This window comes from Streptomyces sp. NPDC048496, assembly GCF_043200055.1.
Classification (GTDB): Bacteria; Actinomycetota; Actinomycetes; order Streptomycetales; family Streptomycetaceae; genus Streptomyces.
The window spans coordinates 19,592-34,365 of record NZ_JBICXB010000012.1; the positions used below are offsets into that span (position 1 = coordinate 19,592).

A 14,774-nucleotide genomic window follows, 5' to 3' on the forward strand; every position below is an offset into this window, starting at 1 on the left:
CGGTCAGGAGCTGGGGAGTCCGGCATCGTCGAAGCGGCGCATCAGGGCGGGCTTACCCCTGTGGGTCTCGCGCAGTCCGGCGGCGCGCTGGCGGAATTCGGCGCTGGTCCCGGCCCGGACGTGGATCTCCTGGAGGTCCTTGAGCAGGGTGACGGCGATGTCGTACTGGGCGGGCTTCTTCTGTGCGATGAGGTTGTCGACATCCCGCCATGCCTGCTCGGTGTCCTGGGCGAGCCGGGTCAGGTGTGCGTCCCGGGCCTTGCTCATCTCCAACGCTCGGGCTCGTTGGGCCGCCGCTTCGGCCTCCTTCCGAAGCCGTTCGCGTTCGGTGCGGTGGCGGTAGGCGGCGTCCAGGAGTTGGGCAGCCGTGCGGCGTTCACCCGTGCTGCGGGGGCTGGGGATCGTGGCGTCGCGGTAGCTGGCCAGCAGGCGGAGGCCGGGCTGCGGTGCGGTGCCGAGCGCGGCCTTCAGGAGCAACGTGTCCTTCTCGGCGGCCGGCAGTGCGGCGATCCAGGCCGCCAGGGCCTTCTTGTCCACGGCCGTCGCGGTCGCGGGCCCGCTGGTCTCCGCGGCGACAGCCAGCAGATCACGGTCCACGCGCAGGAAGTCGGCCAGCGCCCGCTGCGGGCCGGTCAGCGTCGCCAGTCCGGCGGGCACGGGGGGTTCGAGTTCGCGGGCGTACTCCTCCTCGTCTTCGTCCATCAGCTCCCAGACGGTCAGTCCGGCGAGCCAGGCCACGTACAGGGCCCGCAGGTCGCCCGCGGCAAGCTCGGCGCGCAGGCCGACGAAGGCCGAGAGCGTGTGCGAGGTCTCGAAGTCCCACTCGCCGCCGTCCTCCGGGGAGAGGGAGAAGTCCAACAGTGTGTGCCCGGAGCGCGTCCAGGCCTGCAACGACTCCTCGGCGCAGTACTGGGCGGCGGTCTCGGCCCGCAGCAGGGTGTCGGGCAGGCGCAGGACGAGGCGGCGGCTGCCCCAGTTCGCGTAGTAGAGGTGGGCGTCGTAGAGCTGCTCCACCATCTTCGTCGGATCGCCGCGGAAGTTGCCCCAGTGGTACTCATTGGTGAAGCTCGTGGTGGTGATCTCGGCCCGGGTGGACAGCGCACGCACTTGGTCGAGCTCCTGCTCGCTCAATGGGCGGTCGACGGCCAGGAACTCGTAGTACTGGTACTCGCTCACGGCCCGCAGCGTACCGGGGAGGATCTCGCAGGAGCGCCTGCGGCCGGGCGGACCGCAGGGCTCGGGGCGGCGGGGGTCAGCGGCGGCGCTTGCCTTTGGGCTTGGTGCGGCCACGGGCGCGGGCCGCGTTGAGCCGTCCCAGCTGCGCGGACTTGGCGCGCAGCGGTCCCTGCGCGAACCGTCGGAGCTGCTCGAGTCCGGTGTGGTCCGGGTGACCTGAGGTGAGGGCGGCCCGGATCGCGTCCTCGGCCTGGCTCCGCCCGCCGGACAGCACGGCGTTGAGGAAGGCGTCCTCTCCACTGGTCTCCAGAAGTTGGAGCAGGCTCTCCGCGACCATGAGGTGCGCTTCGGCCTCGGTCAGGTCGTCGGGGGCGAGGATGTCGCAGACGGTGAGGACGCTGAGCGCGGTCGGGGCCAGTTCCGGGTCGGCGCGCAGGGAGCGCAGCAGTTTCTCGCCGCCTCCTTCGGGCAGCGCTGTGGCCAGGGTGTCGAGCATCGCGGCGGCGCGTGTGCGGAACGGCATCTCCCGTACCGCCTGCAGAAGTTGGCTGTGGGCGGCTTCACAACCGCCGTGGGCGGTGGTCCAGGCGGCGAGTTCGGCTCGGGCGCTGTCGGGGTCGTAGTGCTCGGCCAGTACGCCGAGCAGCCCGGCGGCGGGGGCGTGGGCGAGTTCGCCGACGAGCGGTGCGCTGCGTCCCTCCGCGAGGAGGCGTTGCCGTACGGCATGCGTACCGAGGCCGGTGAGGCGGATCAACTCCACCGGCCCGTCGGCCAGTTCCGCGCGCAGCCGCTTCGCGCTCGCCTCGGCCTGCGGGTCGGGGGCAGTGGGGAGGCCACCGAGGAGATCGGCGAATTCGGGCGGCATTCCGGCGGGCAGCTGCGGGGCCGGGCCGAGGGTGGTTTCGGGGGCGGGCAGTTCCAGGAAGGCCGGGTCGGCCATGCCCTGCTCGCGGCTGATCGCGCCGAGACGCTCCAGGGCGTCCAGAACGTGGCGCAGGTCGTGGTCGGCGGACAGCAGCCAGCCCCTTTGCTGGGCCGCCGTCCCCTGCGTGAGGTCGAAGCTCATCCGGTAGGCCACGTGCACGGAGTCCCGGAGCTGCGGCCAGGGCATCGGGTACGGAAGGCTGTAGAGGGTGTTGAGGACGTCGGGCAGTACGTCCTCGAACACGTCGTACAGCAGCGAGGTGAGCCGATAGCCGTCCACGTCGCCCAGCAGGGGCTCGCGCAGCTCGAAGACCGTCTCGAAGGCGCGCTGCCACAGCGCGAGCGGGTCGGCGAGCAGCGGGCGCGCCTTGGCGACCGCGTACACACGTCCTTTCGCCACCCGAATCAGGCGGGCTTTCTTCGCCCACTCGAAGATCAGATTCAGCCGGGGCAGCTCCGCGCTCGTGCGCGGGGAGCCGGGTCGGTCCCCGGTCTCCAGGGTGGCGACGAGTTCCCTGGCGTCGGCGATCCGCAGCCGGCCGGTCTTGGTCAGTTCCCTCCCCTGCGGACCCGCCCAGTCGGCGAGCCCGGTCAGCTGCCGGAGCAGCGGCACCTCGGCGGCCTGCGCCCGCAGCCCGTCCTCGCCGGGCAGGACAACCGGCAGCTGGGGCTCGGCCCGTTCGGATCCGGGCGGGCCGGTGCGCAGGTGCCGCGCCATGATCACGTCCAGGGAGTCGCGGTCGTACGGCACCTCGTCACGCTGGGCACGCTCGGCGAAACGCATCATCGCCGTCTGGTCGCCGACGTCCACGCCCTGCTCGGCGGCGGTCGTCGCCCAGAACTTCGCCATCCCCCAGCGCGTACGGTCCGCCATCGCCGCCTCGAACTGTCCGGCGGCGGCATCGACAGCCCGCTCCACCACGTCGAGTGCATCGCCGCGCGGGTCCGCCAAGCCCCTGGCGTCCATGTACCGCAGCAGTGCGCGCAGCCCGCCCGGCGCGTCCACCAGCGGCTCGCCCGGCAGCCGGGTCAGCGTCCGCGGCATCCAGTCCAGCAGGAACTCCTCCACATGCCGCGCCTGCCACAGGCCCAGCCGGCCGTCCACCGTCCCGCGATGCCGGTACTCGAGCGCCGACTCCACGACGAACGGGTCCGCCTCGCCCCCGCCCTGAGTGCGGCTCCAGTCCGTGACGCGGCGGGCGAGCTGCTCGCAGGCGGCGGCAAATTCCTCTTCGTCGTCGGGCTCGAAGAACATACGCATGGACGGAACGACCTCACCTCAATGGACCTGCAACCGCCCCCACACTACCCAGCCGCCCCGCACCACGGCGTGGCTCTGCCCCGCAGAATCGGTCCGGCACAAGCCCCCGGCTTCAGCGGTGCCCGGCCCGCTCCACGACTCCCGCGCCCGGCCCGCACCACCTCGGTGGTCACCCGCAGGGGCCCGATCGGCACCGGGCGCAGGATCTCGTACGTCACCTGGGCCAGCCGCATGTCCTCCCGGGCCTCGGCGCGCTCCTCGATCTCCCGCCCCAGCAGCGCCGCCTGCGGCCCCGCGTGCTGCGCCCGCGCGTCCCACGGCCCGCGCGTGTACTCCCCGGCCACGTACCGCCCGGCCCCGACCCGCTCGTAGAACCCCTCGATCCCCTCAGCCATCCTCGCGGGCTACCCACCAGTAGCCCTCTCGATCCAGAGCCCGGCGCCGCTCAGCCCAGCCAGGCGGCCACGGCCGCCTCGATGCCGGCGGGCTCCGGTGGCGCGCCGCCATCCCAGTGCGGCGCCGCGGCCAGCAGCTTCGCGTGCAGTTCCGCCGCCAGGATCCGCCGCTCGCGGTCGCCCTGCGCCACGGCGATGCGCCTAGCCCACCGAACCGTGTCGACGACCGCCGACTTCATCTCCTCGTAGCCGAGGTAAAAGGCCAGGCCCTCCCGCCAGCCCGCCAGGCACTCCGGCGGAGCGGCGCTCTCCCAGCCCGCCGTCACCCGCTGCCGATCGGCCTGGGTGTAAGCCATCTTGTGCAGGTGGTCGGCCAGCTCGTACACCGGGTCGCCCCACAGGGCCAGCTCCCAGTCGAGGAAGACCACCTGGCCCCCCTCGGTGAGGATCATGTTCTTGCGGTGGAGGTCCGCGTGCAGCAGCCGGAACGGCCGTTGCACCAGGACGACGTCGGCACTCCGCGCCAGCCGCGAGCACGGGTCGACCGGCACCCCCAGGGCCCGGTAGAGCCCCTCGACCCGCTCGTCCGCCCGCCCCCTGATGGCCCGTACGAGGGCCAGCAGCCGCTCGGCGAAGGCCGGGGAATCGCCATCGGCCGGCCAGTCGGCCGGGACGGCTGGCAGCGCGGCCACCGGGACGGCCAGCAGGGCCCCCAAAAGCCGGACGATGCCGTCCAGTACGGGTTCGGGCAGCGGTTTGCCGTCGGGAGCCAGCTCGTCGACCCGGCGGCCCTCGACGAACTCGTGGATCTGGAAGGCCGGATCGGCGTTGGCGTGCACCAGCCGCGGGGCCAGCGCGTACGGGCCCGGAGACATGTGCGGGTCCGGGGAGGCGTGTGGTGCCGGGGAGAGGTGGGGGCCGATAGCCTCCAGTAGTGCGGACTCAGGCCAGAGGGTGAGGTCCATCGTCTCGGTCTCCGCCCCCGGAATCCGCACCAGGAACGGCCCGCCGTCCCCCTCCACACGGACGTTACGGTTGTAGAAGCCGGCAAGCGCGGTGTCGCGGGCGCGTGCCTCCTCGTAGAGCGCTACGGCATCCATGTACGCCTCTCTAACCAGGGGGCCAGGGCGCGAGCGACCCGCTCCGGCGTCATGTCCGGCGCCTCGCCCCACACCCGGTGGGCCGCGTTCAGCTTCTTCGCCAGCCTTCCGATGAGGAACTCCCGCTCGGGCGGGGCGGCCGCGGCGAGCTGCTTGGAGTAGCGGACGGTGTCGACGATGGCCGACTTGAGGCGCTCGTGGGCGAGGTAGAGGTCCAGGTCGGAGACCGGGCCCGCGGTCGCGGCGGCCGGCAGCCGCTCGCACCAGCGTCGAAGCACCTCCGCGCGCTGGTCGTCCGGGTAGTCCATCTTGTGGAAGTGGATCGCGATCTCGTACATCGGATCGCCCCACAGGGCCAGTTCCCAGTCGAGGAACCAGGTAACGCCACCGGCCACGATCATGTTCTTGCGGTGCAGGTCGGCGTGAAGCACTGCGAAGGGCCGCGAAGCCAGCTCGGCCCACCGGGCGTCGACCACCGCCAGCGGCCGCTCCGGGATCCCGAGCTCGGCGAAAACCGCAGCGTACTCGTCCTCGTACGTCGCGTGCACCTGACGCGTCAGGTCGGCGAGCAGGCAACCGAAGCCGGCGCTGTCACCGGACGCGGGCCAGTGCGCGGGCAGCGCCGGTGCCTTCTCCTGCGGGATGCGCGCCAGCTGGTCCATGACCGCCACGACATCGCCCAGGACGTGCCCGGGTACGGAGCTGCCGCGCGGGGAGAAGCTGTCGAGCACCCGGCCCTCGATGAAGTGGTGCACCTGGAAGCGCGGATCGTGCGAGACGTGGCGCAGCTCCGGGGCTTGGCCAACGTATGGGCGGATGCAGGCCAGCACGTCCTCCTCGCGCCACACCCGGACGTCCATCGTGTCGGCTGCGGGCAGCGGGATGCGCACGTTGACCCTGCCGTCGAGGGTGGGCACGCCCACGTTGCGATTGTAGTACCCGGCCGCCGCCTCGGGGGACTCCAGCGCATTGCGGTACAGGTCCAGCCAGTTCACGCGGCCACCTCAAGGAACATCGACAGGACAAATTCCGTACGCCGGGCAAGGTCCGTCGGCGCACCCAGCGGACGTACGGTCGGCCGGGCCCGCCCTGCGGCGGCCGCGAGCTCCGGCTCGTGCCAGCCGAGCCGCTCGGCCGCCCGGTGGATGGCCAGGATCAGCGAAGGATAGACCTCGCACAGCTCGAACTCCTGCGCGGCGTGCAGGAGCAGGGCCCGGGCCGCCGCCGGGTCCCCCCGGCGCAGCAGCAGGAAGGATCGGAACATGTCGGCCCGGGCGCGTCCCGAGCGGTAGCCGGCCCGGTCCAGTGCCGTGTGGGCGTTCTCGTACGAGGACATGGCGCGGTCGTACTGGCCCAGCCGTGTCTGGGCCATGGCCATGGCCGTGTAGGCCTTGCCGATCTCGTGCTGGGCGCCGAGGTCGCGCTGGACCTCCACGGCAGCCGAGGCCGCGCCGACGGCCGCCGCCGGGTCCGTGAAGGCCAGCAGCTCGGCCTGGTTGGTGCGGATGTTCGCCAGCCCGACGAGGGACTCGGCGGCCCGGTACTCCGCTTCGGCCTCGGCCATCAGGCGGGCCGCGCCGTCGAAGTCCATCAGGAAGCGGTGCCCCAGGTGCATCAGCCGCTTGAGATCGCCACGGATGACGCCCTCGCCGGGCCCGCAGATGCCGTGCACCTCCTCCGCCAGCGCGAAGGCACCGGCGAAGTCCCCCTGCCACATGCGGATGTCGGCGACGCAGAAGCCGGCCGACGGCCTGGCAGCGCCCTCGTGCTCGCGCCAGACCCGTTCGAAGATCGTCGCAGCAAGGGCGCTCTCCCCGGCGATGCGGCGCGCGTTCGCGCCCGCCAGGGCGAGCCGAGCAGCGACCAGGCCCCGCACCGGACGCTCCAGGACGGGGGTGAGAACGATCGCCGCGGCCGCGTCCCCCAGCTCCAGCTTCGACTCGGCCTCCAGCAGATCGGCCGCGTCCCGGATCCCGGCAAGCACGGCGCCTTGCGAGCCGGCGTCGTCCGCACCGGCGCCGTCCGCGCCGCCGGCCTCCGCCAGGTGATCGCGCAGATCCCTGACCATGCCGTCCACCGCCTGTCGGCCGCTCATCACCACCGCCCGGTCGGCCAGCCTCCCGATCTCCTCCGGCGTGATGTCCCCGGCGTGCAGACCGTGGAAGACCGCCTCCCGCAGCGGCGAGAGCCGGGCGTGGCCGGGATCCCGCCGGGACCGGCTCTCCATCCGCTCCGCCAGGCCCTCCCAGTACGGACGGAGCACCGCGTGCACCTCCTGCTGCACCGCAGGCGCGAGATGACGCTGGAGCGCCCCGATCATCAGCTGGTGCAGCCGGTACCACCCGTCGGGGAGCGGATACGCGAAGGAGTACGCCGTCAACGACTCCCAGGCCAGCAGGTTCGCTGGCAGGTCGAAGGCCCGGCCGATCTCCCGGAACACCCCGAGGTCGAAGGTGCGAGCCACGCTCAGCAGCTCCAGGATGCGGACCTCGTCGGGCGCGACGTGCTGCAGGAACCGCTGGACGATCTCCTCCGCGGTCCCCGCGTGGCCCGTGCGCGCCGGGTTCTGCAAGTGGGTGTCGACCGCCAGGTGCAGGTAAAAGGGCACACCCGCGCTGGCCTCGGCGATCGACCGCTGTCGGGGGATCTCCGTGATGCCCGCCTGGGTGAGCAGGTCGAGCCGGGCCGGCATCGGCAGCCCGTTGAGGTCGGCGCGGCGGATCGCCTGCGCCCAGTCGCTGTCGTACGCCGTCCAGCGCAGCGGCTCCCGGCTGGCGAGCACCGTCAGCCCACCGGTCAGCTGCCCCAGCAGATCCCGCAGCCAGGCATCGGAGCCGAAGCTGCGGCCTCCGGGCAGCGGTGTGGGCACCAGCGCCTCGTACGCGTCCACGTAGACGACGTAGGGGCGCTCTTCCGCCGAGGCGCGCATCTCCTGCGCGAAGAGGTACGCGACGGCGTGCCCGAGCTCGGCGTTCGAGAGGCTGTCGAGCTCCTGAAGGGTGGCGTCGGCCTCGATCCGCTGGCGGCGCTGCCGGTTCTTGATCGCCTTGCCGGTCAGCCGGACCAGTCCGGCCGCCGTACCGAAGACCGGCAGGCCCATGGCGTCGTCGAGGATCTTGGAGAGGATGTCACTCTCCTCGGCGAACGGCGTGTTCCGGCGGTCCAGCTGGAGCTGGGGATGCACCCGCTGCCACAGCACCGCGTACGCGATGTCGAAGCGGTCGAAGCGCACGCCCTGCGCGCCGAACTCCATGCGGAGCACGGCCAGGGCGTCCTCCTGCTGGCGCATGGCTGGCAGCTGCAGGTCGAGCCGGGCGGTGCGGCAGGTGTGCGGGGTGCGGTTGCGCAGTTCCTGGAGCAGGCGCGACTTGCCAATCCCGCCGACGCCGACCAGGTTGAGGACGCGGGGGCCTTCGCCGATCCCCCGTAACTCCTCGTCGTACGCGGCGAGCAGCCCCTCCCGGTTGAAGAACTGCCTCTGCAGGGCCGATACACGCCGGTACTGCGGCCGAATCGGCATGAAGGCTCCCCCCCGACATCACTCTTCGCCTGTGTGCTGAGAGTACCCCCATCCAGGGGACACGGAACGGGAGTCAGCGGCACGGCGGGGGTCAGCGGGCGAGGCCGAGGGAGACGCCGAGGGCGACGAGGACGGAGCCGATGGTGCGGTTGAAGGCCTTCTGGGCCTTGAGCATGCGGTCGCGGAGGGTGGTGGTGGAGAAGACGAGGGACACGACCGAGAACCACGCCACGTGCGCGAGGGACATGAACAGCCTGCTGCCACACCGGGGTGTCGGGGCCCACGACCCAGCACAAGGTCGCCTACCGCGCCAGCTACTCCGGGCCCGCCCAGGTCATCGGCGGCCCCGGCACGGGCAAGACCGTGGTCGCCCTGCACCGCGTACGGCACCTGCTGAAGCACCTGCGGGACGGCGACCGCATCCTGCTCACGACGTACACCAACGCCCTGGTCGCCGCCCTGCGCGCGGGCCTGGCCGCCCCCGTCGAGGACGAGGAGCTGCGGGGCCGGGTGGACATCACCACCGTGGACGCCTTCGCCAGCCGTGTCGTCTCCACCTCGCGCCGTCCCCTGCGCGGAGGCGAGGAGGAACACCTCTGGGAGCAGGCCGCCCGGGCCACCGGCTTCACCGGTACCACGCAGTTCCTCGCCCAGGAGTACAAGCACGTCATCCAGAAGCTCCGCTCGAACTGCGAGCGCGAGAACACAGTCGATCTGGCGCGGCCCGCGCAGGGACGGCTGTCAGTGGAGCAGCGGGTCTTTGTGCGGAAGAACCCCTCCCTCTTGGAGGGGGAGTTGGTCTCCATCGCCGCCGAGCGAAGGTTGCGGGAAGATGCCTTCACTCCGCCCACTTGCAAGGTCTGGGATTGGGCGAAGGAGAACGGCTGGCTGAACGGTGCTCTTTCGTCACGCATCCGCAAGCTCTGTGCTCTGGGGGACCAAGACTTCTGTCGGGCAGCACTTCGCGATGCCGACGAACCTAGCCAGGCCATGACGCACCCGGCCGTGCTGGAGCGCCGCGTGGGGATCTCCGCCTTGCTGGTCGAGGAACGGAGCCGGGCGGCTGCGCCGCCGCGGAGCCGCTCAGACAGGCGAAGTGGTCCGGCTTGGGGTGCAAACGTCCTGAGTAGCACCGCCACTGAAGCCCTGGCGAGGGTGGAGGCCCGTAACGCTGAGGCGCGGGCGGTCCTTCGTTTCTGGCGCGCTCGATTCGATCTCGGCTCCTCTGTCCAGGACGACGGTTTCGCAGAAGCATGGTGGGCATGACTGACGGTGGCCGTCAGCCGGGCCGTCGAGCAGGACGTGGACCTCTGGCAGCGTGTCGAGGCCGCTGCTGCTGCACACCGAGAGAGGACCGGCCATCACGCAAGAGATTCCTCCTGTCTCGAGTGCGAGCCCGAGATTCTGGCTGACCTGGAGGACAGCCCCTGGGAGCCCACGCGTCATCCTGCGTCCCTCGCACCGCTCCTTCACTCCGTGCAACTGCCGCAGATCGAGGCTTCACCGCCTGCCACGAGCCACGCGACGGCAGAGTCGTTGGCATCTAGCGGACAGCGGCTGGTGTTCGCCCGAGGCATCTACCGTGAGCACTGCCGGGCGGCGACTGTGGCCTGGCAGAGCAGAGACGGTGTGGTGCGAACCCGTCGACTCCCGGCCGGTTCCCAGGTGGACGCCGAACTGTTGGCAATCGTGGTTGCTGCTACAGAATCCGTGACGAAAGATCCGGTACTCATCGCCAGTATTGATCCACTCGCGGTCCGAGCCGCCACACGGATCATCGAGGGGGGAGAACTCGGCACCGAGCGGCCCTTCGACAAGATCACGAACAATACCCGCGAACAACTGGAATGCCTGCGCGATTCGGCTACAGATGTTGGGGCCGTCCACGCTTTCGGGCGTTGGACGCGTCAGTTCCGGGAGGTAAGCAGCGCAGCGAAGGCCCGCCTACCCGCGCACCCGAAACAAGGCGTCTTCGCCCGCCCAGAGCGGGTCGACGAGTCCGATCTTCTCCACGCCGATGAAGACCTCGGCCAGCCGTTCGGCATGCGCATCACGGACGAGCAAGTCTCGTGGCTGCAACCCCTGCGCGCCCAACACCTGTCCGAAGGCTGGGTCCCTTTGCCCAGCTTGACCGAAGGCCTACTCGGGGACCTGCGCAACCGTGCTGGCACCTTCCAGCTGCGTGTCCACCACCAAGGGCTTGCCGCCGGACTCAGGCCGGCTGCACAGCGTGTGCAAGCACCCGCATCCGAGCGCCCTCAGCGCATCACCCGTATCTCCTGGCCCGCCGGACTCGCACCCGGCACACTGTTGACGTGCTCCTGGGCACGCAGCAGCTGGGAGTTTAAGTTCACCACCAGAGCCCTGCCGGACCCCATCGAGGCGGACGGCAGCGTACTCACGCATGAGTACGACCTGCGCCTGCTCACACGAGAGGGCCTGGGCCCCCGGGCCCTGGACGGGCTGTCCGACCGACAGCTCGTCGTTCGTGCGCTGCGGGGCCTGGGGTACCTCGACTTCGAGGGCAGGGCGCTGTTGACCGAAGAGGACCTCGTACGCAACGTGCTGGACGAGAGCTCGGCGCGCGGCAACCCGCGGACCGTGCAGCAGCTACGCCAAGCCGTCCAGGAACTGCTCGCAGCACGACGCCTGACAACTGCTCAGGGCAGCAGAAGCCGGTCCGGCTTCCTTCGCTACCCAGCACGAGCCGGAGAGTCCAAAGTCGAGCTGGTCTGCTGGACACCGTCGGCCTCCGTACGGCGTATCGGTGCCGACGGGCACCAGAAGTTCCCAGATCACCTGCGGCACAAGCACGAGGTGCGTGGTCACTTGCGGATGATCAAGGGGGACGCATCAGTCGAGGCGGCGGACGCCTTCCGCCAGGACCGCGCGCTCAAGCGGTTGGTCGGCAAGGACGAGCTGCCTGCGGGCTGGACTTATGTGCGCCCGCACGATCGCGGGCGATGAGTCATCCTGCGTATGGCGAGCTCAGTCAACTCCTGTGGCAAGCAGCGTCATTGCCGATGAGACAAGGGAAGCAATACCGGGGGCGCCACCGCAGCGTGCTGAGATCTGGCCGATTATCGACCGGGCGGCGCCGCGGCTGTCGGGGTCGGTGAGCTGCTGCTGCCGAGCCATGTCAAGGAGCAGTCGGCACTGCTCGTAGTCGGGGATGAGGTTACGGTCCCTGGTGAGAGCGACGTCGAGGGCATCGAGGGCATCGGTCCAACGTGCGGCCGTGCTGGGATCGGCACCGATGTTCGCCTGACTCTGGCTCGATCCGATCGCGCCCGGCTGGTTCTGGACATTGCCCATTGACCCCGTGTTGATCACTCCCGAGTTGGACGGAGCGGAGGCGGACGGGTTGTTGTGCCGGCGATTCCAGATGGTCATTTCTTGTCTCCTTCGTCGGGCATGGTCCGGGTCATGGTGGTCATGGAGTTGCGGGCACCCGGCTGGTTCTGGACATCGCCCATGACCCCCGAGTTGATGACACCGCTGTTCTGGAGGACGTAGGTGGCCTGCTTGAGGAAGGCGCTGATGTCGACGTCATGGGCTTTCAGGAAGTCGAGGACCGCGTGGAAGACGCGGCGTTGCATCCAGTCGAGATAGCGTCGGGCATCGTCGTACTGGAGCATGTCGTCCATGAAGTGGGAGGAGAAGACCTCCCGCAGGCTCACCGGGCCCTTGCCCGGATCCATGGGCGGACGGCGTGACCGCAGCGGTGCGCGCAGACGATTGAGCAGCGCAAACACGTCCAGAAGAGCGTTTAGGGCACTGCGGCTGTGCCAGGCAACTCCGCCACGCTCGGCTTCACGGACGCCGGTGCGCAGGGCGGGGTGCACGGGATTGATGACGTGGGGACGGGTGGTGACGCGCAGGAAGTGGTGCTCGTAGGCAAAGCTCACGTAGAGGGAGGCGACCAGCTCTCCGTCCCAGGAGACGATGCGGGTACAGAGGAACCTGCGAGCCTCCTTGGTCGCGGTGCTCGCACCGGGCGCACCGGTCCCCTCGCGGGCAAGGGTCACCAGAGAGGTCCACTCGTCGTCGCTGATGTCGCGCCAGCGCTCCGCGGAGACTGCTGCGACCTCGAAGACGTCAAGCCGGTTGTCCGGGTGGAAGCCGGGCTTCGGGTCGACCAGGCGACGTAGTTCGGCAGCGACGTGCTGGTGCAGGTCGTCGGGGGTAAACGGAATGATGCCCTCCGTTCCGCTGTTACCCCCTATGAGGTCCCCCGCGCTGCGGAACGCCTGGCGTACGAGGCGCTCTTCCTCCGTCTCCTTGCGCCTGGTCTCTTCGGGCACGGTCGGAGCGACATCGATTCCGATGACGTCATCGGACCAGACCGTTCCCGCGCCCATCATGTGGTGCAGGGGCTGGTCGCCTCCGCGCATGCGCAGCGTGTACGGGACGACCAGTCCGTCGCGCTGCGGTGGTTCTTGACGGAGCCTGCGTCGACGGCGAACTCCAATCCACCAGCGGAAGTCGCGCGGGGGACGCTCCTCACCCCAAGGAGCTCTGCGCAAGCGGGCATAGGCGAGCAGACGGTCCAGATAGCAGACCGCCCAGGTGCTGGCGAGGAAGGTCAACAAGGCGCCGGTGGGGCCGAGCGCGAGGCCGACGACAGTGGCAACTGCGATCACGGCGAGCAGCAGGACGCGACGAAGGTGGGTAAGCACCTCGGCGGTGGCTGCCTGCTGCAGGACGGGGGTGAGGTGAAAGCCATGGGGTGGGACCGGGTGGCCCCGGGCGACCCGGCGGCGTATCCAGCGGACGAAGTCGTGGCCGAGGGGCACGGGCCATTGCCGGTCCATCGGGCGGAGTTCACGAAGGAGGGCCTGGAGGGCCTGCTCTCGCTTCCCGCCTCGCTTTCTGCGGGTGAGAAGGATCCACAGCAGACGTGGTACAGCGGGCGCGTATACCGCGCATTCAGCAGCCAGCACTTTGGCATGGTCGTCGCGCAGATAAGCGGCCGAGCACAGCCAGGTCGTGACATCTGATATGCCCTCATGTTGTGGGTCACTCGGCTTCGGCTGTGAGGGCAGATCGGGGAGGGGCATGACCGGCTGCTTGTGCAGGGAAACTCGACGACGGGTCGGAGTGTCGGCCTCCGGCGCTCCGTCGACGACCCGCTCGAAATCGGCTCCCAGACCCATGCGCCCGCCCTCCGCCGTACTCCCGTGTGGTGGGTGACAGAGTCGGGGCGGAGCACATGGTTCGGGAAGAGGGCGTGATGCGCAAGGCTGCGTTTCCGGCCTCGGAGCACCTTTCGGAGCCGGGGGTCACTCCCAGAGATCCTTACCAGGCGTGCAAAGAAGGAACCGGGAGTTTGTGCCCGCGCGTATTGTCGCGACATCCGCCCGCAGGGGGTGGAGGCCGGTGGCCGCACCGCGTACGGGGTGGCGAGCCGTCCAGGTGGGCTTGGGGGGCATCGTGGCGGATCGCGACATCAGAGTGGGCGGTCACCGCATCCCGGTCGCCACGGCTGCCGCGTGGATCAGCCGCTACTTCGACGAGAAGGCGAACATGGACGCCGCCTCTGTGATGGGTGGGAATCCGTACGCATATCCGCTGTACGACCGTATGGACACAGGCAGCGGTCCCGACGAGCTCAACGACGGGGATCTGCTGGCCCCGCTGCTGGTGAACGCTGGGCCAACGATCAAAGCAGTGTTCAACCTGCAGGCTGTGCGCCCCGAACTCGAGGCGGCCCTCACCCGCGTCCCGCTGGACCTGACGCTGCAGTCGGCGGTGGCGGATGGCGTGCATCGGCCGCTGCTGGAGCCGTTGGTGCGGATTCTGGACCGGCCCGGCGGTGTGCCCGGGGTCCGCGGGACCACCCTCATGAAGATCCTGCACCGCAAGCGTCCTCACTTCGTTCCGCTGTACGACTCGCGTGTCTACGACTGCTATTGCGGGACCTCCGGCGACCACCCCCTCCGTCCCGACCGCAAGCGCACTTGGGTGGAGTTCTTCGCTGTCCTGGCCGAGGCCATGGTCGCGGATCTCGACTCACAGCCTCAGCAGTGGAAGGTGATCGCTGTCAACGCTCCTGAGGATGTGTCACTGCTGCGGGTCCTCGACGTCGTGGCGTGGAATCTTGGCAGGGACAGAGCTGACGAGGCCTCCGTCCACGGCGATGTCCTGGCCGGTGACGTAGCCGGCGTCGTCTGAGGCCAGGAACGCCACGGTGGCCGCCACCTCGTCGGGCTGGCCCAGTGTGCCCAGGGGGACTTGTGCCCTGGTTTCGGTTCGGCCTCCGGGTTCGGGAGGGCATCCCGGTACATGCGGGTGTCGATGTCACGACGTATGCGCCCTCGTCGAGGAGCCGACGTGCTGTGGCGTGGCCCATGCGGCTCGTGCCGCCCGTGATGAGGGCGACCTTGTCGGTGCATCTG

General features: G+C 70.0%; 11 protein-coding genes and 2 pseudogenes. 3 read left to right on the forward strand and 10 right to left on the reverse strand.

From position 1 onward, the window contains the following. Nucleotides 1-3: 3 nt before the first annotated feature. The 7 genes from ACGFSA_RS14705 to ACGFSA_RS14735 all read right to left on the reverse strand — a co-directional run bounded on the left by ACGFSA_RS14705 (nt 4) and on the right by ACGFSA_RS14735 (nt 8,623). The gene (locus tag ACGFSA_RS14705; RefSeq protein WP_393304078.1) at nt 4-1,176 is read right to left on the reverse strand and encodes a hypothetical protein; all 1,173 of its coding nucleotides are present in this window, start codon (nt 1,174-1,176) and stop codon (nt 4-6) included. Nucleotides 1,177-1,252: 76 nt separating this feature from the next. Continuing rightward, on the reverse strand, nt 1,253-3,361 hold the full coding sequence (locus tag ACGFSA_RS14710) for a hypothetical protein (protein ID WP_393304080.1): 2,109 nt from the start codon (nt 3,359-3,361) through the stop codon (nt 1,253-1,255). 44 nt (nt 3,362-3,405) lie between these two features. Next, a complete protein-coding gene (locus tag ACGFSA_RS14715) occupies nt 3,406-3,756 on the reverse strand; it encodes an acyl-CoA thioesterase domain-containing protein (protein WP_393304082.1) in 351 nt (116 codons plus the stop codon). 50 nt (nt 3,757-3,806) lie between these two features. Beyond that, a complete protein-coding gene (locus ACGFSA_RS14720) occupies nt 3,807-4,856 on the reverse strand; it encodes a phosphotransferase (RefSeq protein WP_393304084.1) in 1,050 nt (349 codons plus the stop codon). Then, complete coding sequence (locus ACGFSA_RS14725) at nt 4,844-5,851, reverse strand: phosphotransferase family protein (RefSeq protein WP_393304086.1); 1,008 nt, start codon at nt 5,849-5,851, stop codon at nt 4,844-4,846. Before ACGFSA_RS14725 ends, ACGFSA_RS14720 begins: the two co-directional genes overlap by 13 nt. Further along, a complete protein-coding gene (locus ACGFSA_RS14730) occupies nt 5,848-8,376 on the reverse strand; it encodes a hypothetical protein (RefSeq protein ID WP_393304087.1) in 2,529 nt (842 codons plus the stop codon). Before ACGFSA_RS14730 ends, ACGFSA_RS14725 begins: the two co-directional genes overlap by 4 nt. A gap of 91 nt (nt 8,377-8,467) precedes the next feature. Further along, nucleotides 8,468-8,623, reverse strand: a complete 156-nt coding sequence (locus tag ACGFSA_RS14735; RefSeq protein ID WP_393304089.1) for a hypothetical protein — start codon at nt 8,621-8,623, stop codon at nt 8,468-8,470. 38 nt (nt 8,624-8,661) lie between these two features. On the opposite strand from ACGFSA_RS14735, the pseudogene ACGFSA_RS14740 reads away from it, so the two are divergent. Beyond that, nucleotides 8,662-9,075: pseudogene (locus tag ACGFSA_RS14740) on the forward strand (UvrD-helicase domain-containing protein); the annotation flags it as partial. A gap of 966 nt (nt 9,076-10,041) precedes the next feature. Then, nucleotides 10,042-11,343 carry a hypothetical protein gene (locus tag ACGFSA_RS14745; protein ID WP_393304091.1) on the forward strand — a complete coding sequence of 434 codons (1,302 nt, stop codon included), beginning with the start codon at nt 10,042-10,044 and terminating at the stop codon, nt 11,341-11,343. A gap of 21 nt (nt 11,344-11,364) precedes the next feature. Here the strand turns inward: ACGFSA_RS14745 and ACGFSA_RS14750 are convergent, their stop codons facing one another. Together ACGFSA_RS14750 and ACGFSA_RS14755 are read right to left on the reverse strand one after the other, a co-directional pair. After that, a complete protein-coding gene (locus ACGFSA_RS14750; RefSeq protein WP_393304093.1) occupies nt 11,365-11,769 on the reverse strand; it encodes a hypothetical protein in 405 nt (134 codons plus the stop codon). Beyond that, nucleotides 11,766-13,190 carry a hypothetical protein gene (locus ACGFSA_RS14755; RefSeq protein ID WP_393304095.1) on the reverse strand — a complete coding sequence of 475 codons (1,425 nt, stop codon included), beginning with the start codon at nt 13,188-13,190 and terminating at the stop codon, nt 11,766-11,768. The genes ACGFSA_RS14750 and ACGFSA_RS14755 overlap by 4 nt, the downstream gene beginning before the upstream one ends. A 619-nt stretch (nt 13,191-13,809) precedes the next feature. On the opposite strand from ACGFSA_RS14755, the gene ACGFSA_RS14760 reads away from it, so the two are divergent. Further along, entirely contained in the window at nt 13,810-14,550 is a 741-nt protein-coding gene (locus ACGFSA_RS14760) for a DUF6308 family protein (protein WP_393304097.1), read from the forward strand. Here the strand turns inward: ACGFSA_RS14760 and ACGFSA_RS14765 are convergent. Next, nucleotides 14,497-14,613, reverse strand: a pseudogene (locus tag ACGFSA_RS14765) (SDR family oxidoreductase); the annotation flags it as partial. The gene ACGFSA_RS14760 and the pseudogene ACGFSA_RS14765 sit on opposite strands and share 54 nt — an antisense overlap. Nucleotides 14,614-14,774 lie beyond the last annotated feature (161 nt).